The 24,198-nt window shown below is 60.0% G+C and carries 21 protein-coding genes; 6 read left to right on the forward strand and 15 right to left on the reverse strand.

Annotated elements, in window-relative coordinates:
* Window positions 1-79 precede the first annotated feature (79 nt).
* A complete protein-coding gene (gene hpaR, locus GV827_RS14910; protein ID WP_164354610.1) occupies window positions 80-550 on the forward strand; it encodes a homoprotocatechuate degradation operon regulator HpaR in 471 nt (156 codons plus the stop codon).
* On the opposite strand, the gene GV827_RS14915 is transcribed toward hpaR, so the two are convergent.
* Entirely contained in the window at window positions 547-2,199 is a 1,653-nt protein-coding gene (locus GV827_RS14915; RefSeq protein ID WP_164354611.1) for a sulfatase-like hydrolase/transferase, read from the reverse strand. The genes hpaR and GV827_RS14915 overlap by 4 nt on opposite strands.
* 165 nt (window positions 2,200-2,364) lie before the next feature.
* On the opposite strand from GV827_RS14915, the gene GV827_RS14920 reads away from it, so the two are divergent.
* Window positions 2,365-3,531 (forward strand): nucleotide sugar dehydrogenase, encoded by a 1,167-nt coding sequence (locus GV827_RS14920; RefSeq protein WP_164354612.1) that lies wholly within the window; start codon window positions 2,365-2,367, stop codon window positions 3,529-3,531.
* A 16-nt stretch (window positions 3,532-3,547) separates the two neighbouring features.
* Window positions 3,548-4,813: a glycerate kinase type-2 family protein gene (locus GV827_RS14925; RefSeq protein ID WP_164354613.1), complete on the forward strand. Its 1,266-nt coding sequence runs from the start codon at window positions 3,548-3,550 to the stop codon at window positions 4,811-4,813.
* Here GV827_RS14925 and GV827_RS14930 read toward each other — a convergent pair.
* The 6 genes from GV827_RS14930 to GV827_RS14955 all read right to left on the reverse strand — a co-directional run bounded on the left by GV827_RS14930 (window position 4,810) and on the right by GV827_RS14955 (window position 9,802).
* Complete coding sequence (locus GV827_RS14930; protein ID WP_164354614.1) at window positions 4,810-5,736, reverse strand: aminotransferase class IV; 927 nt, start codon at window positions 5,734-5,736, stop codon at window positions 4,810-4,812. The genes GV827_RS14925 and GV827_RS14930 overlap by 4 nt on opposite strands.
* Window positions 5,737-5,798: 62 nt before the next feature.
* A complete protein-coding gene (locus GV827_RS14935; RefSeq protein ID WP_164354615.1) occupies window positions 5,799-6,773 on the reverse strand; it encodes a DNA topoisomerase IB in 975 nt (324 codons plus the stop codon).
* Window positions 6,770-6,985, reverse strand: a complete 216-nt coding sequence (locus tag GV827_RS14940; protein ID WP_164354616.1) for a hypervirulence associated TUDOR domain-containing protein — start codon at window positions 6,983-6,985, stop codon at window positions 6,770-6,772. The genes GV827_RS14935 and GV827_RS14940 overlap by 4 nt, the downstream gene beginning before the upstream one ends.
* A gap of 58 nt (window positions 6,986-7,043) precedes the next feature.
* A complete protein-coding gene (locus tag GV827_RS14945; RefSeq protein ID WP_164354617.1) occupies window positions 7,044-7,838 on the reverse strand; it encodes an ABC transporter permease in 795 nt (264 codons plus the stop codon).
* Window positions 7,831-8,598, reverse strand: a complete 768-nt coding sequence (locus GV827_RS14950; protein ID WP_164354618.1) for an ABC transporter ATP-binding protein — start codon at window positions 8,596-8,598, stop codon at window positions 7,831-7,833. The genes GV827_RS14945 and GV827_RS14950 overlap by 8 nt, the downstream gene beginning before the upstream one ends.
* A gap of 184 nt (window positions 8,599-8,782) precedes the next feature.
* Window positions 8,783-9,802: an ABC transporter substrate-binding protein gene (locus GV827_RS14955; RefSeq protein WP_164354619.1), complete on the reverse strand. Its 1,020-nt coding sequence runs from the start codon at window positions 9,800-9,802 to the stop codon at window positions 8,783-8,785.
* 98 nt (window positions 9,803-9,900) lie between these two features.
* Between GV827_RS14955 and GV827_RS14960 the strand changes: the two genes are divergently transcribed.
* The 3 genes from GV827_RS14960 to rpe all read left to right on the forward strand — a co-directional run bounded on the left by GV827_RS14960 (window position 9,901) and on the right by rpe (window position 14,857).
* Window positions 9,901-13,104, forward strand: coding sequence for a 2Fe-2S iron-sulfur cluster-binding protein (locus tag GV827_RS14960; protein ID WP_164354620.1), 3,204 nt, complete (start codon window positions 9,901-9,903; stop codon window positions 13,102-13,104).
* Window positions 13,101-14,102 carry an NAD-dependent epimerase/dehydratase family protein gene (locus GV827_RS14965; RefSeq protein WP_164354621.1) on the forward strand — a complete coding sequence of 334 codons (1,002 nt, stop codon included), beginning with the start codon at window positions 13,101-13,103 and terminating at the stop codon, window positions 14,100-14,102. The genes GV827_RS14960 and GV827_RS14965 overlap by 4 nt, the downstream gene beginning before the upstream one ends.
* A 65-nt stretch (window positions 14,103-14,167) precedes the next feature.
* Entirely contained in the window at window positions 14,168-14,857 is a 690-nt protein-coding gene (gene rpe, locus GV827_RS14970) for a ribulose-phosphate 3-epimerase (RefSeq protein WP_164354622.1), read from the forward strand.
* Between the two features lie 60 nt (window positions 14,858-14,917).
* Here rpe and GV827_RS14975 read toward each other — a convergent pair whose 3' ends face one another.
* Genes GV827_RS14975 through GV827_RS15010 form a run of 8 tightly spaced genes read right to left on the reverse strand, consistent with a single transcriptional unit; the run spans window position 14,918 to window position 24,079 of the window.
* Window positions 14,918-16,411: a class I adenylate-forming enzyme family protein gene (locus GV827_RS14975; protein WP_164354623.1), complete on the reverse strand. Its 1,494-nt coding sequence runs from the start codon at window positions 16,409-16,411 to the stop codon at window positions 14,918-14,920.
* Window positions 16,412-16,441: 30 nt separating this feature from the next.
* Window positions 16,442-17,212, reverse strand: a complete 771-nt coding sequence (locus GV827_RS14980) for an oxepin-CoA hydrolase, alternative type (RefSeq protein ID WP_164354624.1) — start codon at window positions 17,210-17,212, stop codon at window positions 16,442-16,444.
* Window positions 17,209-17,652, reverse strand: coding sequence for a PaaI family thioesterase (locus tag GV827_RS14985; RefSeq protein ID WP_164354625.1), 444 nt, complete (start codon window positions 17,650-17,652; stop codon window positions 17,209-17,211). The genes GV827_RS14980 and GV827_RS14985 overlap by 4 nt, the downstream gene beginning before the upstream one ends.
* Window positions 17,649-18,782, reverse strand: a complete 1,134-nt coding sequence (locus GV827_RS14990; protein ID WP_164354626.1) for an acyl-CoA dehydrogenase family protein — start codon at window positions 18,780-18,782, stop codon at window positions 17,649-17,651. The genes GV827_RS14985 and GV827_RS14990 overlap by 4 nt, the downstream gene beginning before the upstream one ends.
* Before the next feature lie 3 nt (window positions 18,783-18,785).
* The gene (locus GV827_RS14995; RefSeq protein ID WP_164354627.1) at window positions 18,786-19,997 is read right to left on the reverse strand and encodes an acyl-CoA dehydrogenase family protein; all 1,212 of its coding nucleotides are present in this window, start codon (window positions 19,995-19,997) and stop codon (window positions 18,786-18,788) included.
* Between the two features lie 20 nt (window positions 19,998-20,017).
* Window positions 20,018-21,190 (reverse strand): acetyl-CoA C-acyltransferase, encoded by a 1,173-nt coding sequence (locus GV827_RS15000; protein ID WP_164354628.1) that lies wholly within the window; start codon window positions 21,188-21,190, stop codon window positions 20,018-20,020.
* A complete protein-coding gene (locus tag GV827_RS15005) occupies window positions 21,187-23,283 on the reverse strand; it encodes a 3-hydroxyacyl-CoA dehydrogenase NAD-binding domain-containing protein (RefSeq protein WP_164354629.1) in 2,097 nt (698 codons plus the stop codon). Before GV827_RS15005 ends, GV827_RS15000 begins: the two co-directional genes overlap by 4 nt.
* 19 nt (window positions 23,284-23,302) lie before the next feature.
* On the reverse strand, window positions 23,303-24,079 hold the full coding sequence (locus tag GV827_RS15010; protein ID WP_164354630.1) for an IclR family transcriptional regulator: 777 nt from the start codon (window positions 24,077-24,079) through the stop codon (window positions 23,303-23,305).
* Window positions 24,080-24,198: the final 119 nt, after the last annotated feature.

The raw sequence follows: 24,198 nt of genomic DNA on the forward strand, positions 1-24,198 counted from the left end.
GTGTATACTGAAGACCACTCCTGCGAGATTCTGTCAAGAAATTTCCTTCACATGAGAACGATCTGGCCTATAAGACCTCATGTCCAGACGCAGCACCATAGGCACCCTTCCCCCAACCCAGAGGTCCTTGCCGATCGCATTGATCCGTGCGCGAGAGAAAGTGATGGCCCCTATTCGGGACATGCTATCCGAGACCGGGATCACCGAACAGCAATGGCGGGTCTTGCGTGTTTTGTCAGAGCATCCCGCACTGGATGCCACGGACCTTGCCGAGCGTGCTGGGTTGCATCAACCCAGCCTGACACGCATCCTCAAGACCCTGAGCGAGCGGGATTTCATTCACCGCGACACGGACGCCAATGACCGGCGGCGACAGGTGGTTGCGCTGTCGAAGGCCGGGCGCAAGGTGATTGACGACAACCTAGATCAGGCGACCCGGATAGCCGAGGCAATTCAGGCCTTGCTTGGTCAGGAACGGTTTGACACGCTACTGGATCTCTTGACGGCGCTGGATGACTTCTCATTTGATCCGGCAGCGCCACAGGATTAGGGCGCTTCGTCTTCCGCGCTGAAACGCTGCCGCACCGGGCCACGGTATTTCTCTGTCAGTTCGTCGTCGACTTCGGTGCCGTCGTACAGGAACGGCAGAATTCCCCGACGTATCGATTTGCCACGCATGTTTAGGATATCCTGATCTGACCGCGTGACGCGCTGCGACATGCGTCTGCCCCATTGCGCGAGGTAGTCATAGAGACGGTCAACCTTGTCTTGATGGGCATCGCCCTTGGCCAGATCGTGAAATTCGTCGGGATCGGTTTGCAAATCGAACAGCATGGGACGGAAGCCACCTTCGGCATGCATCAGCTTGAAGCGGCCGTCAAAGACCATGAAGAGCCGCGCGTCACGCGGAGCCACCCCCAATTTGGCAGCCTGCGGTGTCGCTGAATAATCGTATTCGCTGATCGCGTACTGCCGCCAATCCGGGGTGTGACCCTGCAACCAAGGCAGCAGGGATCGCCCTTCGATGATGTGATCGGGCACGGTGCCTCCCGCAGCCTCCACAAAGGTCGCGGCCAGATCGATGCTTTCGACCAGCGCGTCGCAAGTGGTGCCACATGTGCTGTCAGCTGTGGAGCGTGGGTCGTAGATGATCAGCGGTATTTTCACCGATGGTTCATGGAACAGATCCTTTTCGCCCAGCCAGTGATCCCCAAGATAATCGCCATGGTCCGAAGTCAGGACGATCATCGTATCCTTCAGCGCATCGGTCGCTTCAAGGTGGTCCAGCAGACGGCCCAGCTGGTCGTCGCATTGCTTGATTAGGCCCATATAGGCCGGGATGACCTTTTCGCGGACCTCCTCGCGCTGGAAGGCCACCGCGATTTTGTTTTCCATGTACGCGCCATAGACCGGATGCGCGTCTTCACGCTCCGCCGGGTGTCGTGTCGCGGCAGGGACGTGGTTCTTGCCAAACATGTTGTGATAGGGCGCAGGCACAATGTAGGGCCAATGCGGCTTGATAAAGCTAACATGCGCACACCATGGAGCTTTCGTCTGATCCATGAAGGCGATGGTTTCGGAGGTGAGCCAGGGCGTCTCGCTGTCTTCTTCTCGGATATTGGCAGGCTGGTCCGCGTTGCGGAACATCCAGCCCGATGCGATCTGGTCATCGGTGATGCCGGCGTTGGCGTAATCGGCCCACGGGTTCTCACCGTCATATCCCTTTTGCTTGAGATATTCATTATAGGGGGAGCGTTTCTCATCGTAATATCCATCGGGTCCGTAGGCCCACAGGCCATCGTCCCTGATCCAGGCGTCGAACCCGCATTCCGCCTGCCGCGCACCGATTTCGCTGTCGGGGGCAAGGCCAAGCCGCGCCATGCCTTCGGCATCGGCCTTCATATGGGTCTTGCCGATCAGCCAACAGCCCATCCCGAGCTTGCGCAGGTGGTCGCCCAATGTCTGTTCACCCACCCGCAGCGGAAAGCCGTTCCATTGCGCACCATGGCTGGAGGCATAGCGTCCGGTATAGAAACACATGCGGCTGGCACCACAGATCGGGGATTGCACATAGGTGTTTGTGAAGCGGACCCCCATTGCAGCGACGCGATCAAAATTGGGTGTCTGCAGATGCGGATGACCGGCACAGCTGAGATAATCAAAGCGCAGTTGGTCATACATGATGAATAGAATGTTCATACCCGTCCCCCCGCGCGCAGTATTCACATCGAAAAGACGGAACACCAGCCTGTTTGAGATGCAAACCTACCCGAATACCGTGTCAGCACCTCTCCCGGCACAACATTGCCAGTCATTCATGAATATGAAAGGAATGGATCGGAACTAAAACTAGGACTGAATTTCATGAAGATCGCCGTATTTGGTATCGGTTACGTTGGGCTGTCCAACGCGGTTCTCCTTGCACAACAAAACACGGTGGTTGCGGTAGATGTATCTGCCGAAAGGGTCGCACTGATCAACGCGCGCAAATCCCCGATCGAAGAAGAAGCGCTGGCGCACTGGCTGGCTGAGCGGAACCTGAACCTGAGCGCAACCACGAATGCCGAAGCTGCCTGCAAAGATGCCAATTTCATCGTCGTAGCAACGCCCACGGACTATGACCCGCAAACCAATTTCTTTGACACCTCAACGGTAGAGGGGGTGATGAGACTAGCGGTCGAGACAAATCCATCGGCCACGATCGTCGTCAAGTCTACGGTGCCTGTCGGTTTCGTACGGCGGATGCGCGAGGAACTGGGAACGGACAACCTGTTTTTCTGTCCGGAGTTTCTGCGCGAAGGTCAGGCGCTGCACGACAGCCTGCATCCTTCACGGATCGTCGTGGGCGCAGATACGGATGCTGCCCGGACGTTTGCGCAACTGCTGAGGGACGGCGCGCTGGAGGCCGATATTCCGACACTTTTCACCGGATCGGACGAGGCGGAATCAATCAAGCTGTTCGCGAATACCTATCTGGCGATGCGCGTGGCGTTCTTTAACGAATTGGACAGCTATGCCTTGAGTGCGGGGATGAACGCGCGCCAGATTATCGAAGGGGTCGGCCTCGATCCCCGGATCGGCACGCATTACAACAATCCGTCCTTCGGATACGGGGGCTATTGTCTGCCCAAGGATACCAAACAGCTTTTGGCCAACTTCTCGGATGTGCCGCAGAACCTGATGCGGGCGGTGGTGCAGGCCAACAAGACCCGAAAGGATTTCATCGCCGCGCAGGTGATCGCGATGAAGCCCGATACCGTCGGCATCCACCGCCTTGCGATGAAGGCAGGGTCGGATAATTTCCGGCAGTCCTCCGTGCAGGGGGTGATACGGGATATCCGCGATGCGGGGCTTCGGGTTGTGATATTTGAACCGTTGCTGGACAAGAAGAAGTTCATGAATTGCGAGGTCATCACTGATCTTGAAGCATTCAAAAAGGCAAGCGACTTGATTGTGGCGAACCGCAATTCCCCCGATCTGAGTGACGTGGCCGACAAGGTATTCACGCGGGACATTTTCGGGTCGAGCTGACCCGCAGGAGCATAGGATGTCAGAGCAGAACCGGCGCTTTCTGAGCGATCTGTTTGAACGGGCGGTTGCAGCTGCTGACCCGATGCAGGCGCTTTCGGGAAAGTTGCCCGCGCCGCCAAAAGGCAAGACCGTTGTGGTGGGCGCGGGGAAAGGTGCCGCGCAACTGGCTCAGGCCTTCGAGGCCCTCTGGGACGGACCGTTTGAGGGGGTGGTGGTTACCCGCTATGGCTATGCCGCACCTTGCAAGACAATCCGTGTGCTCGAGGCGGCGCACCCGGTGCCGGACGCCGCAGGTTTGGATGCATCACGGGCTTTGAAAGACGCAGTCACCGGGCTGGGGCCGGATGATCTGGTGATAGGGTTGATCTGTGGCGGGGGATCGTCGCTGTTGCCGGATCCGCCCGACGGATTGGGCTTGGACGATCTGATGGCCTTGAATGAATCGTTGCTTGCCTCTGGCGCGCCGATTTCGGTGATGAACGCCATCCGCAAGTGTTTCAGCGGGATCAACGGCGGGCGATTGGCAGAGCTGGCAGCCCCCGCGCAGGTGTGTAATTTCATCGTCTCGGACGTGCCAGGCGATGCACCGGGCGAGGTTGCCTCGGGGCCGACCGTTCCGGGACGGCCCGCGCCCCGGGACGTGCTGGACATGGTCGAGGCGCGGGACATCAAAATGCCAGAGCGGCTGATGACGCACCTCCGCGCGCAGCTTGATATCGGCGCCACGCAAACGGGTGATCCGCGTGTGACGACACAGATCATCGCCTCGGCGGCGCTGTCACTTGAGGCGGCGGCAAGGCTGGCCCGTGAAAAGGGTGTGCAGGCGTGGGTCTTGTCTGACGCGGTCGAGGGTGAGGCGCGCGATGTTGCCCTTGTCCACGCGGCACTGGCGCGACAGGTCGCTGCGTCAGGGTTTCCCTATCCTGCGCCCACTGTCATTTTGTCAGGGGGTGAGACAACGGTGACCATACGCCATAAAGGGCGCGGTGGGCGGAATAGCGAGTTTCAGCTCGCACTGGCACTGGCGCTGGAGGAGGTGCCGGAAATCGAGGCCCTTGCCGCAGATACCGACGGGATTGACGGGTCAGAGAACAATGCTGGCGCTTTTGTTGATGGAAAGACCGCTGCCCGGATGCGGCAGGCGGGGGTGAACCCGCAAAGCTTTTTGCAGAAAAACGATGCCTATTCGGCTTTTGAGGCCGTACAAGACCTTTTTGTCACCGGTCCGACGGGGACCAATGTGAACGATTTTCGCGCCATTCTGATTGGAAACGCGCCTTAGCCGTCCCTGCCCTTGACCGACGCGACGTGCTCGCGGATCGCTTCCTTGTAAAGCGCCTGTATCCGTTGTGTGATCGGTCGGGGGCCGTTGCCGATGGGTTTGCCGTCAATCTCGGCGACCGGGGTTTGAGCGCCAAAGGTGCCAGTCAGAAACGCCTCGTCCGCGCCATAGGTCTCGTAAAGTGAATAGTTCTTTTCATGGACAGGGATGCCATTCATGCGGCACAGGTCGATGACTTTCTGCCGGGTCACCCCGTTCATGCAATAATCCCCGGTCGAGGTCCAAACCTCTCCCCGCCGCACGATGAAGAAATTGCAGGCATTCGTGGTGTTCACGAAACCATGCGGGTCAAGCATGAGGCCCTCATCAGCGCCCGCAGCCTCGGCCTGCAGGCAGGCGATGATGCAATTCAGCTTGGAGTGGGAGTTCAGCTTCGGATCCTGGCTCATCGGCAGGCCGCGCACCTGTGGGACCGTGGCAAGGCGGATGCCTTTGCTTTGCAGACGGTCGACAGGTTTGGAATGTTCCATGATGATCACCAGCGTCGGACCGGAGCGGCTAAGCTGGGGGTGCTGGAATGGTTTGTCCTTGATGCCACGCGTCAGCATCAGGCGGCAATGCACGTCGTGGTTCATGTCATTGGCCTGCGCTGTCGCGCGCAAGGCATCGGCGATGCCGTCCTCGTCCATGCCAATATCCAGCGAAATGGTTTTGCAGGAATTGAAAAACCGGTCCATGTGCTCATCAAAGAACGCCCAGACACCATCGTAGAGCCGCATCCCCTCCCAGATGCCGTCGCCCAGCATGAAGCCGCTGTCGTAGACCGACACCTTGGCGTCATCCCGGTGGACGATATCTCCGTTCACGTAAATCTTGATGTCGCGGTTGCGGACGTCTTCGTCTGCGTCATGGGTGGTGCTCATCATCTTGTCCTCGCGCTGCACCCTTGTTTGATAGCAGGATTGGGCGCGGGCAAAAGACGAGATTACGGATCTTCGAGAAAACGCAACAGACGGCCTTCGGCAAGACGCAGGTCGTTTCGGTCATACCCTTCGATATCGAGCGGTTCCTGCCCTGCGCGGTCTATCACTGCCGGATGAATATAACTCTTGCGGGCAATCGTTGCGGTATTGCTCAATTCGGCGGCGGCGGCTTCGGCCATGGCTTTGATGGTTGAGTTACCCTGCTCTGCCACTTGGAAGGCCGCCAGCGTGCCTGTCCACGTTCGGAACGTCTTGGCGGTTACCCCGTCCGTCCCCGCAGCCTCGGCGATGTAGGTGTTGAGTGCGTTGGATGACAGTGTTTGGGCTGCACCCTCGTCATCGATCCAAGTCAAAAGTTCAGCTCCCGGAAGATCGCTGATTTTGTCGAGAATGCGAGACAGGCGCTTGTCATTGAGGTGCCTACGCACCTGCTTGCCGCCTTTCGCCACGTAGCGGAGCCTGATGCCGCTGTCGTCAAGTGCGATGTGTTTGCGCCGCAGCGTCAGTGCGCCATAGCTGCCGTTTTCCCGCGTGTAGTCGGGGTTGCCGACACGGATGGCGGTACGGTCGATCAATGCAACGGCGCTGGCCAATGCGAAGGCTCGGTCGCCCACATCCTCCTGCAGGTCGCGGCGCACGTGGCGGCGGATGCGCGGAAGCATCTCGCCGAATTCGATCAGGCTGTCAAACTTGGTGCGGGCCTGTGCTTCGGCCCAGTCGGGATGGTAGCGGTACTGCTTGCGGGCGCGTGTATCCCGCCCGGTTGCTTGCAGGTGGCCGTTGGGCAGCGGACACATCCAGACATCTTCGTAGGCGGGCGGCACGGCAAGCGCCTCGAGCCGCTTGCGTTCGGGGCCCCGTGCAATCGTGGTGCCATCTGTCGCAATGTAAGTGAAGCCGCGACCACGCCTGCGCCGGGTGATACCCGGTTGGTCATCACTGACATAGACCAGATCGGTCGCGGCAATCGCGTTCATGCCTTGCGCACCTCGGAGGCAAGTTTCAGGACGTTGTCACCGTCTGACTGTTCAATGTAGAGCGCAGGGTCGTCCTTGGTTCCGTTTCGGGTGACCTCGGTGCCTTTGATGGTGCGCGTGGTTTCTTCCGGGAATGTGCTTTGAACGGTGCCTGTCGCGGTGCCATCGCCCCAGTCCCATTCCACCTTGTCGCCTTCGCTGATCTTCGCCATGAGTGCTGTCCTTGTCTGTTTCAGACAGACAACATTCAAAGATGAGGCTTTGTTCCCATCAAACCCGCCAGCGCAGCATGCGGCGTTCGATTGCGCCAATGCCCGTAGACACAATGACACCAAGGATGCTGAGGATGACAACCCCGGCAAACAGACGTTCAAGATCATAGAGACTGCCTGCCTGAAGGATGTAGGCACCGATGCCATATTCCGCGCCCAGCATTTCGGCGGCGACCAAAAGGATGATGGCAATGGTCAGAGAGATCCGCAGTCCCGACAGGATCCCCGGCATCGCCCCCGGCAGGACGATCTTGGCCACGATAGAGCGCCACGACAGGCCAAAGCTTTGCCCCATGCGTATCAGTGTGCGATCGACGTTATCGACAGCGCCGTAGGTCGCGACGACGGTGGGTGTAAATGTACCAAAGGCAATTAGGGCGTACTTGCTGGCCTCGTCGATGCCAAACCAGATCACGAACAGCGGCAGCAGAGCGATCTTGGGGATCGGGAATATCGCTGCGACCAGCGGCACCAACCCCGCCCGCGCAAGGGAGAACAACCCGATAAGAACACCGATCAAGATGCCAAAGGTTGCGCCAAGCGCCGCACCGACCAGCAGGCGGGTCAATGATGGCACAAGATGCTTGAACAGCAGACCTGAGTTGTAAAGTTCAACAAAGGTATAGGCCACGTCGCTGGGTCGCGGCAGGGTCAACGCCGAGATGAAGCCAGTTCGCGTGCCCCATTCCGCCAGCAGCAGCAGGATGACGAAGACGGCAATACCGACACCACGCTTGCGTTCGGCAACAAAACCGCCGCCCCGAAATGTTACCTTTTGTGCAGTTTCAGGCATGGATCAATTCCGCGTCTGCCGCAGCGGCCTCTGCACGCATAAGGCCCCACAGATGTTGTTGTTGCCGTTCCAGCGTGGCGTCACCATAGCTGCGCTCGGCCAGCGGGATATCGATGTCAACGACCTCGCGGATTTGGCCGGGGCGGCGCGAGAGGACAACGATCTTGTGACCAAGGCGCACAGCCTCAGCCAGATTATGGGTCACGTAGACAGCGGTGAAGGGCTGACGGGTCCAGAGGCTGATCAGATCATCCATCAAGAGCTCTCGGGTCTGGCTGTCGAGGGCGGAGAGCGGTTCGTCCATCAGCATGACAGCGGGGTTCACGGCCAATGCGCGGGCGATGGCCACGCGTTGTTTCATGCCCCCTGAAAGCTGTTTGGGCAGAGCATCTGCAAACTCGCTGAGTTTCGTACGGGCAAGCACATCCGCGATGATGCTTTCGCGGTCAGAGACGGACAGACGATGGTCTTCGAGGACAAGGGCGACGTTTCCGTGAACCGTGCGCCATGGCAGCAAGGCAAAGTCCTGAAAGATATAGGTCAGCGGATTCAGGCAGCCGGGTGGTGGTGCGCCGACCTGAAGCACCTGGCCCTGCGTTGGCTGTTCCAGCCCGCCGAGCAGGCGCAACAGCGTGGACTTGCCGCAACCTGAGGGGCCGACAATGCAGACGATCTTGCCCGACGGCGCGTCCAGCGTGATGTCCCGCAGAACCTCGGTGGGGCCGTAGTGGTGATGGATATTCTGGGCTTGGAGATCCAAGGGCATTCCTGAAAGCTAAGGGCAGCCCACTCCTTGAAGGGGGCACCGGGACGGTCGTGCAGCGCACATCATAGTTAACGGGCAAAAGGGCACGTCGAAGAGATATGGTCGCAATAGCCCCTACTGGGGGAGGGAGGGGGCTGCCCGGCGTGCCGCCGGGCGGTACTTCGCTCTGACGCCTCGCTTACGCCCCGATCGTCTCCACGTATGAGGTATCGATCAACTGATCCAGCGTGATGTCCGCGTCCACCAGCCCCTCGGACTGGAACCATTCCAGCTGATCCCGCACCGAGGCCACATTCAGCGCCGCCCCTTCGTTCAGCCGCATCGTCCCGTTGATGATCGACGGTGCCGCCTTTTCGCGCGGGCGGTCGGTATAGACATACTTGTGAATGAGATCGACCATGGCATTCACCCCGTCGTCGCCGCCATCCTTGGCGATCATCGCGCTGTTGTAATCCGCGACGCCCTTGGAAAACCCATTGAGGAAGCTCTGCGTCATCTCCCGTTCGTCCGCCGCGTTCTTGGCAGAGGTAAAGACGGTCGTGACCTGATAGTCCTTCACGTAGTCAGACACGTTTCCGATGATATGCACCGCACCAGACCCCGCCAAAGGCTTGGCGATATGCGGCACGATGGACCACGCGTCGATCTGACCGGACTTCAGCGCGCCGATGATTGCGCCAACCTTTTGAAGCGGCTTGAAGCTGAGGTTGATCCCTTCGGCCTGCGCCATCTTGGAACCCATGTAGTGGAAGGACGATCCCGCCTGCGTGACGCCCCACGACTTGCCATCCAGCTTGCCGGGCGCATCGATGCCCGCCTTGAACGCAGCATCGGAGACAAGAATTTTCTGGCCGTCGATGCCCTCTTCTTCCTGCAGCGCGCCGCCGATGACTTTGATCGCACCCTTGTCCGCGAGGGAAACCAGACCGCCCGAAATCGCGGTCACGGCATAGTCCACATCGCCGCTTGCAATGGCCACGGCCATGGGCTGTGCTGCTTCGAAAAAGCGGAGTTCAACATCAAGGCCCGCATCCGCGAAATAGCCACGCTCAAAGGCAACAAAGCTGCCGGAGTGGCTGGTGAAACGCAGGGCACCGACAGTGATCTTCTTGTTTTGCGCAAGTGCCGGTGTGGCAAGGCCTACGGCGGTTGCGGCACCCATAGTTGCCAGCGCCTGACGGCGATTGAAACGTGTCATGTGATCCTCCCTTTATTTTGATCGAAGCATGGTCGCGGCGGCATCGCAGAGTCAAGCGCACACTGGCTTTTCCCAGCTGCCTATGGCACGGGAATCTCATGAAGTTTTTCTCGTCAAAATCGCGGCGCGTCCATCTGGGCGGGTATCCTCTGGAACGGCTGCACCGGCTTGACGCCCCCTTGAGCACCTTTCCCGACGTTCCGTTCCCAAGCCTGTCGTTCGACCGACCCGAGACGCCGCAGAGCATCGTCAACGCGATGGGGCCGTTTCAGGCGATGATGGATGTTCTGAGGACGGGCAAGGTAAACCCGGTCCGCGCCACCATACCCGGTGACCCTGCTGAACGCGCGAACCATCTCAAGGCATTTGGCTATTACAACGATGCCTCAATGATGGGGATCTGCGCCCTGCCCGAAGCGGCGCGGCTTGCCACGCCACGCCTGAGCGGCGGCACCGAGTTGCTGGCCCGTGATCTGCGGGAGCGCCAGACCAAGACATTGGCAGCCGGTGTCGACGTGATCATGGCGAACCTCCGCGATGCGGCAAACGCGCCGGTGACGCCATTGCCAAGCCACAGCCATGCCATCGTCGTGCTGCAAGCCTATCCCCGCGATCCCCGCAGGGATGAGCCGGGCTGCGACTGGATCATGGACGCGCAGGCAGAACGCGCGGCCTTGCGCGCCACTGAAAACGCGACTGTATTGGCAGAATATATTCGCCAGCTTGGGTTCGACGCACGGGTTCATTCCGCAACGACCTCTGATCTGAACCTCGGTCTTTGTGCGCTTGCCGCAGGACTCACGGTCTGGGAGCAAGAGGCATTGCGTGCCCCGTGGATCGGGGAACGCTTTGGTTTGGCCGTTGTCAGCACTGAGATGGAACTGGCGCCGGACATGCCCTTGGCCGCTCTGCCAGAACAGCCCAGGTCGGTGCTGGGCGGTGTCCAATGGCGCATAGGCGTCCACGGTGGGCTGAGGGCCGGAACACAGGACCCATTCGCGCAGAGGGACTTTGCGCAGGGGCCGCACCCGTTCGAGCAACTCAAGCGGGTCGACAACCCCACGACCTATATCGACGCGCCGAACGTACCGCGCATTCCCAAGCGGACGGACATGTTTGCGCGGGGCCAGTTTGGCGACATGGGGCCAAAGGTGCAAAACGCCATGAAAGGCGGACACCACGTAATCAAATCCGCACCCTCAGCCGCGCAGCGACGGCTCTTGGGCGCATTGATCTTGTTGCAGGACGGTGATGTCAGTGCAGACCCTACCTTGACCGATCCTGCACAGAACGCGGCCAATCTCAAGGCGGCAAGCTATTTTCTGGGCACTGATGCCGCGGGCCTCTCGGCCTGTCCCGAATGGACCTGGTACAGTCACGATGCCACCGGGACACCCATCACGCCGCCCCACGATCAGGCGCTGTCACTGATCATTGATCAGGGTTTCGAGACGATGGAGGGCGCATCTGGTGACGACTGGATCAGTGTGTCCCAATCCATGCGCGCCTATCTGCGGTTTGCCGTCATTGGCGGGGTGATCGCGCAACACCTGCGCAACCTTGGCTACCCGGCCAAGGCGCATACGGTGATGGACGGCGACGTTTTGCAGCCGCCGCTTTTGCTGCTCTCCGGCTTGGGCGAGGTCAGCCGCATCGGTGAGGTGATCCTCAACCCGTTCCTGGGGCCGCGTCTGAAAACCGGTGTTGTGACGACGACGATGCCTATGGATCACGACAAACCCATCGACTTTGGTCTGCAGAAGTTCTGCGAAGCCTGCAACAAATGCGCACGCGAATGTCCGTCAGGCGCGATCACCGCCGGACCGAAGAAAATGTTCAACGGGTATGAGATCTGGAAATCCGACAGCCAGAAATGCGCGACCTACCGGATCACCAACCAGGGCGGCGCGATGTGCGGCCGCTGTATGAAGACCTGCCCCTGGAACCTTGAGGGTCTTTTTGCCGAGGCTCCCTTTCGCTGGGCCGCAATGCATGTTCCGACTGCGGCACCGATGCTGGCCAGGTTCGACGACAAGGTTGGCAGAGGTGGGTTGAACCCGGTCAAGAAGTGGTGGTGGGATATCGAGGTAAAGCCGGACGGCGGATATGGCATCCCAGACGCGCCGGTGAACCGGCGCGATTTACAGACCGATCTTGATCTGAAGTTCGAGGACCAGACGCTGGCCGTCTACCCGGCCCCGCTGGCCCCGCACCCCTGGCCCTACCCCGATCCGATGAACCGGGAGGCCGGGATCAAGGCACATGCCGCCCTTGTCTCTGCCGATATGCACCGCGCCAAGAATGCGCGCGGCGAAACGGATCATCTGCATCTCTACGATCGCGACGGCGACGCGCCTGTTCTTGATTTGCGCATCACAAACGCAGAGAGGCTGACTGAAGATGTGATGCTCTATGACTTCGCGCACCCGCTTGGGCATGATCTGCCAGCATGGACGGCGGGAGGGCATCTGGATCTGGTCGTGGCACCGGAATTCCTGCGGCCCTACTCGCTGATGGGCGATCCTGCCGACCGGAGCCGCTACCGTATCGCAGTGCTGCGCGAGGATGCGGGGCGCGGGGGGTCAGCCCTGTTGCACCGCGTGTTCACGAAGGGGCGGCGGGTCTTCGTGTCGAAACCCGTGAACCATTTTGAGCTGGTCGAAGATGCGCCCCATACGCTGCTGATGGGCGGTGGCATCGGGGTAACGCCGATGATCGCCTTTGCGCATCGGTTGCACGCGTTGGGCAAGCCCTTTGATCTGCATTATTCGAGCAGTTCTCGAGACGGTGCGGCGTTTGCGGAGATATTGGGCAAGATGCCGTGGTCCGACCATGTGCACTTGCATCTGTCAGACGAAGGCACCCGCGCTGATCTGACTGCGATCATGTCCGCGTTACCCAAAGGCACCCACGTTTACACCTGCGGTCCGGACGCATACATGCAGGCCGTTATGCAAAGCGCCACAGCTGCAAATATCCCCGAAGATGCACGCCATCTTGAGTATTTCTCGACTCCGGATGTGCCGGAGTACGTCAACCATCCGTTCACGCTGCGCCTGCGGTCGGGGCAGGAAATTGCCGTCAGCGCAGAAGAGACCGCGTCAGACGCGCTGATCGCTGCGGGCGTTCATGTCGATATCAAGTGCAGCGATGGCATTTGCGGCGTTTGCAAATGCGGCGTGATCGCAGGAGAGGTCGAACACCGCGACTTTGTCCTGTCCGCCAGCCAGCGTGAAAGTGCGATGATCCTCTGCCAGTCGCGGGCGGCCACCGCAGGCGGCACGCTGGAGATTGATCTGTGAAGACTGCCCTTGTCACCGGCTCGTCCGGCTTTGTCGGATATTTCACCACGCAGGCCTTGCTGGATGCAGGTTGGGGCGTGGTCGGCATCGACAGCATGTCGGATTATTATGACGTGAGCCTCAAGAAACGGCGGCAGGACATGCTGCTGGCGCATCCGCAGTTTATGGTCGTCAATGAAAAGATTGAGACGCCGGGCACCCTGCTGACCCTATTCGAGCAACATCGCCCGGACATTGTCATCCACCTTGCAGCACAGGCCGGTGTGCGCCATTCGATCCAGATGCCACGCGCTTATGTCGAGGCGAACCTGATTGGCACCTTCGAACTGCTCGAAGCTGCCCGTGCCTTTCCGCCAAAGCATATGCTGCTGGCGTCCAGTTCATCGGTCTACGGCGCGAATACCAAACTGCCTTATGCCGAGACTGACAAGGTAGACACGCAAATGTCTTTTTATGCCGCCACCAAGAAAGCGACAGAGAACCTCGCTCACAGCTATGCGCATCTCTACAATTTGCCAACCACGATGTACCGGTTCTTTACCGTCTATGGACCGTGGGGGCGACCGGATATGGCGCATTTCAAGTTCACCCGCGCAATCCTCAGCGGTGAGCCGATCGACATCTACAATCATGGAAACATGCAGCGGGATTTCACCTATATCGACGATCTGGTCGCCGCCATTCTTGCGTTGGTCGATGTGGTGCCGAATCCCGAACACCCCGTCCCCGGTGACAGCCTTTCGCCCGTCGCGCCCTTCAGGGTGGTGAACATCGGCAACGACAGCCCCGTCAAACTGCTCGATTTCATCGCAGCAATCGAGAAAGCCTGCGGCCGGGAGGCAATCAAGACCTATCATCCAATGCAACCCGGTGACGTACCCGCGACATGGGCGGACGCCAGCCTTCTGCAAGAGCTGATCGGTCAAAGAACGGTTACGCCGGTCGCCGAAGGCATTCAGCGTTTTGTGGATTGGTACCGTGACTACTACAAAGTCTGAGTGAGCCCCTACCCTTGCACCGCGCAAGGGGTTAAGTAGCCCCAAACAGCTAAGAGGCCCCGCCCATGACCTTCGACCGTTCGATCAAGATCGCTCCCTCCATCCTTGCCGCCGATTTCGCCAACTTTGGCGCGGAATGCGAAGCCATTGAGGCGCAGGGCGCGGATTGGGTGCATGTGGACGTGATGGACGGTCATTTCGTACCGAACATCACTTTCGGACCTGCGATGTGTGCAGCGATCCGGCCGCATATCAAGGGCGTGATGGACGTACACCTGATGATTGCCCCGGTTGATCCCTATATTGACGCCTTCGCGAATGCGGGTGCGGATGTGATCACGGCGCATGTCGAGGCCGGGCCCCACATTCACCGCACGCTGCAGGCAATCCGTGCAGCAGGAGCCAAGGCAGGCGTCGCGCTGAACCCTGGCACCCCGGCAGAGGCGGTGGCGCACCTGCTCGATCTCACTGACCTGATTTGCGTGATGACGGTGAACCCCGGATTTGGCGGGCAAAAGTTCATCGACATGTCGGACAAGATCAGGACGCTGCGGTCAATGATCGGCGACCGCCCCGTGCATATCGAGATCGACGGCGGCGTCGACCCCAAGACCGCGCCAATGGTTGCGCAGGCCGGTGCCGACGTTCTGGTGGCCGGATCAGCAGTGTTCAAGGGAGGGTCGGTCAGCGATCCGGCGCCATATGGCGCGAACATCCGTGAGATCAGAGCGGCGGCGGAAGGTGTCTACGTCTGAACAGGGACAGGCAGAGGTTGGACGAACGGCCCTCATCGCCGCTCTTTAATCTCTTTTTGGTCAGCTCAAACGGTCCGCGAAAGCGTCAAGCAGCTTGTGTTTGAGCAGCTTGCCCGTTGGCGCGGCAGGCAGTTCGGTGGCTATGACAATCTGGCTGGGCCGCTTGTATCCCGTCAGCCGTTCTTTGACGAATGCGCGCAGCTCTTCCGCGTCAAGCGTGTCGCCTTCGGCAATCTGCACAAAGGCCAGCACCTCTTCGTCGCCGTCTTTCATCCGGCCAATCACGGCGGACTGGATGACCTGAGGATGGTCGTTCAGCGCCGCCTCCACCTCTGGCGGATAGACATTGAAACCGCCGTGGATGATCAGTTCCTTGGACCGGCCCAGAATGTGCAGATGACCGTTCTCGTCGATCTTGCCAAGATCACCGGTGCGTAGCCAGCCGTCGGAATCCAGCGCCTTTTCGGTTTCTACCGGGTTGCGATAATACCCTTTCATGACATGCGGCCCGCGCACCAGAACTTCGCCTGTTCCCGCGCCATTGCCGCCCGGAGCCTGATCATCAATGCTGATTTCGGTTCCGGGGGTCTTGGGGCCGACCGAGATGTCAGGAGAGCCAAGCGCATTCTTCGTGGCAGAAGCGCCCGAGGATGTCTCGGTCATGCCGAAGCCGTTCTGCAGCGGCAGGCCGTAGAAAGCTTCGGCCTTGCGCTTCCATGCCGGATCAAGTGGCGCGCCACCAGAGGACACGTAGCGCAGGCTGGGAGAATTCAGTTTCGCCAGCCCCTGTTCCTTTGTGTATTGCATCACAAGCGCATGCATTTGCGGCACGGCAGGCAGGACGGTCACACCGTTCATCACCGCGTCATAAAGTGCCGCTGCTGAAAACCGGGCTTCCTGCTGGACACTTGCCCCGGCATAGCAGGCCGCCGTCACGACCGAGACCAGCCCGAAGACATGGGTCAAAGGCAGCACGCCATAGATCACGTCCGCGGGCGTCATCTGGCGGAGGTTGGCCGAGGCGATGCCGCCAAAGCGCATGTTGCCATGGGTGAGCATCACGCCCTTGGGGTCGCCCGTAGTACCGGTTGTGTACAGCAGGACGGCGACATCGGACAGATCGGGGTCGGGATTCGAGGTTCGGATCGCCATGTGCATGGTCCCGAACGCGCCCGAGATTTCTGTTGCGGCCAGATGTTCGGCGTGCGCGGTGGCGTCCTTGGACACGGCGGTTGTCATCAAGACTACGGCTGGTGTGGCGTGATCAAGGATACGTTGCACTTCGCCCCTTGTCTGGCGGGCATTGACCGGGATCGCGACAGCATTCAGTTTCCACGACGCAAAGAGCACAGCGATGGCCGAGGCACAGTTTTCCGACAGCATCAGGACGCGGTCATTGGCCTGTACCCCCGCACCTTTCAGGGTTTCGGCCAGCGCATCGCTCGCACGGTCAAGATCGGCGTAGGTCCAACGTGTACCGATGCTGTCGGTGAAGGCCAGTCCGTCACCGCCTGCGGCCACCTGATCGGCCAGAAAGTCTTCTACCCGTGCCATTTCACAGCACCTTTCTTACTCGGATGTTCTTTACCCGTAGGACGGTTTGCGTTTTTCCAGAAAGGCCGAGATGCCTTCTGCGGCCTCATCACGACCGGAAGCGGCGGCCATGGCATCGCGTTCCGCGTCAAGTTGGCTGGCTTCGGTTGTTTCATAAGCATCGGCAACGAGCCCACGGATCACGCCCTGCGCCTGACGCGGCCCTTCGGCCAAGGCATCGGCCAGCGCCATCGCCTCCTCCATCGCCTTACCGGGGCTGGCAAGGCGGCTGACCGCCCCCAGTTCCGCAAACCGTTTCGCCATGACCGGACGGCCAAGCAAACACATCTCCATCGCCAGGGGACGCGGCAGAAGGCGCGCCATGGCTGAGGTCAAACCGCCGTCGGGTACCAGCCCTGCCTTGACGTAGGCTGCGACGAACTTGGCATCTTTCGCCGCGACGATCAGATCGCAGGCCAGCGCAAGGCTTAGACCCGCGCCTGCCGCCCCACCTTCGACAGCAGCGATCACCGGCACCGGGCTGGCGCGCATCCCTCGGACCAGATCGTGCAAATCATCGACCTTGTCGCGGCGCTCAGCTTCGCTGATTTGGCGGCGTTCGATGATCGTGTTCAGATTGCCGCCAGCACAAAAGAACGGACCTTCAGAGGTCAGGATCACCGCACGAATGCGCAGCTCTCGCGCCTGTGCCAAAGCATCATTGATGCAGGCATAAAGCTCTGGTGACAGCGCACCTCGCTTTTCGGTATTGCCGTTCCAGATGATCAGGCGGTCGCCCTTGTCTTCGATCCGTGCGCTCATGTCAGTTTCTCCTGCGGTACCCGTTTGAAGACGCCCGTCGAGGTGGCGATCACGGTGCCGTCTTCATGCTCCAGCACCGCGTCGATATAGAGAATGCTGCGCCCACCCCCCTTGACCGTGCCCGTGGCCCAGACGCGGCCGGGCCGACCCGGCGCGATGAAATGGGTGGTCATCGAAACCGTCAGGAACGGCGCCCTGCCGCTGGGATCCACGGTCAGCGAACCTGTGCAACCGCAGGCGTTATCGAGCATGCAAGTTGCGACGCCCCCGTGCAGAACGTTGTGCCGGTTGGTATGTTGTGGCCCCACGTCGAGATAACAGCGCCCATGGACCCCGTCGGATACGTCAACGACGTATCCGATCAGGGTCTGGGTGCCGGTCTCGTCCCGGATGAGGTATTTCTCATCGGGCTGCGACCTGAGGTAGCTTCCGTCGCTCATGCAGCGGCAAGCGCGATAAAGCGTTCAAGGTGATGGTCGGTATCCCCAAAACGGTGATCGGCCATGACGATGCGCTTGGCGATATGCGCCAGCTCATACTCCTTGGTCATCGCGATACCGCCGTGCAGTTGGATGCTGTCCTCGGCCACCAGGCGGCCCGCGCGGCCCAGCAGATTTTTTGCGCCTGACACGTGGCTTTCGCGGCTCTTGCGGTTCCCCTCAAGATGGCCTGCTGCATTGATCACGGCAGAGCGCGCCTGCTCCATCTCGATCAGGAGGTCCGCCATGCGGAAGGCCAGCGCCTGGAAGGTGCCGATGGGCCGCCCAAACTGCTTGCGCGTCATCAGGTAGTCCTTGGTCAGGTGTGTCGCGGTCTCCATGGCGCCCAGCGTTTCGGCGCATTGTGCAACGTTCGCTGCAGCGATACGCGCCTCAATTGCAGGAAACGCTTCGCCCGCTTTGCCCAGACGAGCAGAAGATGGCACACGAACATCGTCCAGCATCACTTCAGCCGCGCGGCCTCCAGCCAAGAGCGCGTATCCCTGAATGGTCACGCCCTTTGTATCCGCAGGGACAAGGAACAGCGAAATACCAGCGTCTTCGCCCGGCGCACCGCTTTCGCGGGCCGAGATGACAAGGTGATCGGCAGCCTCGGCGTTGACCACAACGGCCTTGTGACCGTTCAGCACGATCTCGTCGCCATCCGTTTTGGCGGAGGTCTGCACGCGATTGAGGTCATAGCGGCTTGTCGGCTCGCCATGGGCGAAAGCCATCTGGCAGCCACCGCCGATGATTTCCTCGACCAGCCCTTTCTGTGTGTCCGTTCCAAGATCGGCCACAAGGCCACCGGCAAGGACGGCAGTGTCCAGAAACGGCTCGACCACGCCCGCGCGGCCCAACTCCTCGAACACCACGGCAATGTCAAAACCTTTGCCGCCGAAACCGCCCTGCTCTTCGGTAAAGAGCGCGCCGATCACGCCAAGTTCGGCCAACTCTGTCCAGATCTCTTCGGACATGCCGCTTTCGCTGTCGATGATCTTGTTGCGGGTTGCCGTGTCGTATTTCTCGCGCAGGAAACGACGCAGCGTGTCCTGCAGCATTTGGCGTTCTTCTGTCAGATCGAAATTCATGGCTTATGCTCCCCCGCTCATGGTCACTTTGGCGATGATGCCGCGCTGGATTTCGTTTGAGCCGCCAAAGATCGACAGCTTGCGGTTGTTGAAATACTTGGCCGCAACGGGGCCTGCACCCAGTGGATCCGGTAGCGCCGCATTGGATCCTTCCACTGCTTCAGAGGCGAAGGGCATGGCATAGGCACCAGCCGCACGGCGGGCCAGATCGTTGATTTCCTGACGGATGATCGTGCCTTTGACCTTGAGCATAGAGGCTTCAACGCCGGGTGCTTCGCCAGCGGCGGCTTTCGAGATGATCCGCAGGTTGGTGGTGGACATGGCATTGAGATCAATCTCGACCTGAGCAACACGCGCGGCGAAATGCGGGTTCTGAATGAGCGGCTTGCCGTTCGACATCTCGTGCTTGGCAATGCGCTTGACCGCAGTGAGGCCCGCCTGAGAGAAGCCGACGCCCGCAATGTTGGTGCGTTCATGCGTCAGCAGGTACTTCGCATAGGTCCAGCCCTTGTTTTCTTCGCCAACAAGGTTCTCGACCGGGACTTCGACGTTGTCAAAGAACACCTCGTTCACCTCGTGAACACCGTCGAGCAGAATGATCGGGCGCACTTCGATACCGGGAGTGTTCATGTCGATCAGGAGGAACGAGATGCCCTCCTGCTGCTTGACCTCCTTGTCGGTGCGCACCAGGCAGAAGATCATGTTGGCGTGCTGACCCAGAGTGGTCCAGGTTTTCTGGCCGTTCACGATGTATTGCGTGCCAGCCTCGTTCTTGACGGCTGTGGTCTTGAGCGAGGCGAGGTCGGATCCGGCACCCGGCTCTGAATAGCCCTGGCACCACCAGTCTTCACCCGACAGGATACGCGGCAGCCAATAGTCTTGCTGTTCCTTTGAGCCAAACTTTTGCAGCACAGGGGCCAGCATCGACAGGCCAAAAGGCACGATGCGTGGCGCGTCGGCTGCGGCGGTTTCTTCTTCGAAGATGTGGCGCTGTACCGCGTTCCACTCGGCCCCACCGAATTTCTTGGGCCAATTGGGCGCAAGCCAGCCCTGCTCGTTCAGGATCGCATGCCATTGCTCCATGTCTTCCTTGGTCAGCCCGTCGCCATCGGTACCGGCGACCTTTTCGCTCAGTTCCTTGGGCAGTTTTTCTTTCAGGAAAGTGCGGACTTCTTCGCGGAAGGCCTTTTCTTCGTCAGAATAGCTAAGGTCCATTTTCTCGCTCCCATTATCTCTTAGTAAATCTCGAACAGTCCGGCGGCACCCATGCCGCCCCCGATACACATAGTCACAACGCCCAGCTTGGCACCGCGACGTTTTCCCTCATAGAGAATGTGCCCCGTCAAGCGTGCGCCCGTCATGCCGAAGGGGTGGCCGATCGCGATAGAGCCGCCGTTCACGTTGAATTTGTCCGGGTCGATACCCAGTTGGTCACGGGAATAGAGGCACTGCGAGGCAAAGGCTTCGTTCAGCTCCCACAGGTCAATGTCGTCGACCTTGAGGCCGTGCCGTTCCAGCAAGCGTGGCACCGCATAGATCGGGCCGATGCCCATCTCGTCAGGCTCGCACCCAGCAACGGCAAAGCCCTTGAACGCGCCGATCGGTTCAAGGCCTTTTTGCTCCGCTTCCTTGCTGTCCATCACGACAACGGCGGCGGCACCATCTGAAAGCTGGCTGGCGTTGCCAGCGGTGACATAGCCGCCTTCACGTACCGGCTGCAGGCCGGACAGCCCCTCCATCGTGGTGCCGGGACGGTTGCATTCGTCCTTGTCGACGGTGACCTCGTGATGGGTGATTTCCCCGGTTTCCTTGTTCTGCATGCCCATGGTTGTGGTCATCGGCACGATCTCTTCGTCGAATTTGCCCGCCTGCTGCGCCTCGTGGATGAGCTGCTGGCTGCGCAAGCCGAATTCGTCCTGATATTCGCGGCTGACGTTGTAGCGTTCAGCGACGATGTCAGCGGTTTCGATCATGGTCAGATAAATGTCTGGCTTGTGCTCTTCGAGCCATGGATCCCGGACCGATATCGAATGCGGCTGCACCATCGAAATGCTTTCGACGCCGCCTGCGACCATGGGTCCGGCGCCTTCCTGTGTGATGGCGTTGGCCGCCATGGCGATGGTCTGAAGACCGGATGAGCAAAAACGGTTCACGGTCACGCCGGACGCGGTCACCGGCAGCCCCGCGCGCAGAGCGATCTGGCGTGCGATGTTGCCGCCGGTTGCCCCTTCAGGCGTGGCGCAGCCCATCAACACGTCTTCGATCTGTGCAGGATCAAGGCCCGCACGTTCGACAGCGTGGCTCACCACATGGCCGCCAAGGGCCGCACCGTGGGTCATGTTGAACGACCCCCGGAAGGATTTCGCAAGCCCGGTCCGGGCGGAAGAGACGATGACAGCTTGTTTCATTTCGATGCGTCCTTGTTCAGATCGTCAAAGGTGCGGCCCTCGGCCACGAGTTGTTTCAACAGCGGGGCAGGTTGCCAGAACCACGCGTCTTCCTTGGCGTAGCCTTCGATGTCCGCCAGAATATTTGGCAGGCCCTGGATATCCGCCCATTTCATCGGTCCTCCCCAGTAGCGCGGAAAGCCGTAGCCGAAGAGCAGCACCATATCGACATCCAGCGGACGCTTGGCGATGCCCTCGCCCACGACCTTCGCGGCCTCGTTCACCATGGCACACATGTAGCGGCGCACAATCTCTTCATCCGAGAAATCGCGTGGCGTAATTCCCAGCTCCTGCTGCTCGGCCTTGACCAGTTCCATGATCTTGGGGTTCGGCGTGCCGCCGCGCTTGCCCTTTTCATAGACGTAGTAGCCTTCGCCGGTTTTCTGGCCGAAATGGCCCTGTTCGCAAAGGCGGTCGATGTAGGTTGGCACGCGTTCTTCGGGGTGGCGGTGCGGTGCCTTGCGCTTGCGGGTGGCCCAGCCAATATCCAGACCGGCAAGGTCGGACACCGCGAAGGGCCCCATGGCAAAGCCGAAATCGACAAGCGCCTTGTCGATCTGGAAAGGCGATGCACCATCAAGCACCATATGGCCCGCCGCATCTCGGTAAACGGCAAGGATGCGGTTGCCGATAAAGCCGTCGCAAACACCTGCGCGCACGCAGATCTTGCCCAGCGCCTTGCCCAGCGCAAAGCCGGTTGCGACCACGTCGATCGCGGTTTTGTCCGCCACCACGACTTCGAGCAGTTTCATGACGTGGGCGGGCGAAAAGAAGTGCAGTCCAATGACGTCTTCGGGGCGAGTGGTAGAGGCCGCGATTTCATCCACGTCAAGATAAGAGGTGTTCGAGGCAAGTACGCAGCCTGGCTTGCAGACGGCGTCCAGTTTTCCAAAGACCTCTTTCTTAACAGACATTTCCTCGAAAACGGCTTCGATGACCAGATCGACATCCTTGAGGCTGTCGTAGCTCTGGCTGACTTCCAGCGCGATGGTCAACAGGTTGTCGTGTTTTTCCTGACTGATCTTGCCGCGCTTCAGCGCACCGGCCAGATTGCCTGCGATGCGCTCTTTGGCAGCTTTCGCCGCCTCATCGCTCATTTCGATCAGCACCACGTTCATTTCCGCCAGCAAGCAGGCGGTTGCAATGCCCGCCCCCATCGTGCCGCCGCCAATTACGCCAATGGATTGCAGCGTGCGCGGCTCAACCCCTTTCAGTTCAGGCAGGTTGCCGACAGCGCGTTCGGAAAAGAACGCGTGGATCATGCCTTGCCGTTGGTCTGTTTGCATCAGATCCATGAAAATCTTGCGCTCGGCCTTCACGCCTTCGTCAAAAGGCAATTCGGCAGCCGCCTGTACAGCGCGGACCGCCTCGGCGGGGCTGATCTGACCGCGGCCCTTTTTCAGCACCGCCTCATAGGTCGCATCCCAATCGATCGCTGCAGGCGGGTCCAGTTCGCTGACCGGGCGGCGTGCGGCACCGGAGTCAAGCAGGTCTTGCGCATACGCCAGCCCGACCGCTTCAGGATCTCCTTCGGAAACCTTGTCGATGATACCCAACTCAAGCGCTTCCGCTGCTTTGACCTGTCGGCCCGTGGTGATGACATCAATGGCCTTTTCAGTACCGGTCAAACGTGGCAAGCGCTGCGTGCCGGTCGCACCGGGGATCAGACCCAGATGCACTTCGGGCAGGCCAACGCGGGCAGACGGTTGTGCGACGCGGTAATGCGCCGACAGGGCGATTTCGAGGCCACCGCCCAGAGACACACCATGCATGGACGCGACAACGATCAGCGGCAATGCCTCGATCCGGTTGCAGACATCGGGCAGGTAAGGTTCAAGCGGCTGCTTGCCGAATTCCTTGATGTCGGCACCCGCGATGAAAGCGCGGCCTTCGCCGACGATGACGACGGCTTTGACGCCTTCATCCGCTTCAGCCTGCATCAGCGTCTGCAAAAGACCTGCGCGGACGTCCTGGCTCAACGCGTTGACCGGCGGGTTCTGGATGCGCAGTACGGCAATATCACCGTGGCGGCTGTAGGCTACTTTATCACTCATCAGTCTCTCCTTGATCTTTTCATCCGCGCCGCGCGAGGGCGGGGGCATGCCCGGTGCGCTGTTCCAGCCTGCGCACGGCGTCTCTGAGCGCGGGGCCTACTTCGGTCTTCATGCGCTGATCCGGCAGATCGCGGGGCAGCGCGCCGCAGGTAAAGGCAACACATTCGGCAAATTCGCCTGCGTAGTAGGGTACGCTGACGGCATTGACCGTGCGGGCATAGCGTGTGTGCTCTGGCGCGATGGTGAACCCTTGCCCGATCAATTGGTCATACCCGTCCTGTCGAAACGCGGCCAATTCTGCCTCACTGTCCATGGTGTCGAATTTTTCATCCGACATGGTGGCAAGTACTGCTTGTCCGGAAGAAGAGCCGAATATCGGAATGCGGTGGCCGGGTTCAAGCCAGATCGTTGCAACACCCTGCGGGCGCCATGTCTTGGCCAGCAGCATGCGGTCGCCATCGCGCACTGAGATCAACGTCAATGTGCCGGTCTGATCGGCCAGCTTTTGCATGGTATCCGAGGCCAGATCGACAAAGCTGATCGAAAGCGATGCCACCGAGCCCAGCGCCACGGCGGCAGGTCCAAGGCGAAAACGCTCGTTCCGGCCCGCGTGGCTGAGGTATCCCAGCTCGCACAGAGTGTAGGTCAATCGGGAGATCGTCGGTTTCGGCAAGCCTGTCCGCTCTGCAATCTCGGCATGGGTCAAACCGTTATCGCTGGCCCGGAAGGCCCGCAACACGCCGAGGCCGCGTGCTAGCGTATTGGCAAATTTCCTGTTCCCGGAGTGATCGTTCATTGGCCAGCCAAGCTGTCATGGCAGCAGCCCAAACAGGGACGTGACGCGTCGGTGGCCTGTCCCAAGACGGCATGGCAGGTTGTCCGGTTCACCCTCTGCCCCGGGTTGTTCAGAAAGCT

The sequence above is a fragment of the Sulfitobacter sediminilitoris genome (assembly GCF_010667575.1).
In the GTDB taxonomy this organism is placed as follows: Bacteria; Pseudomonadota; Alphaproteobacteria; order Rhodobacterales; family Rhodobacteraceae; genus Sulfitobacter; species Sulfitobacter sediminilitoris.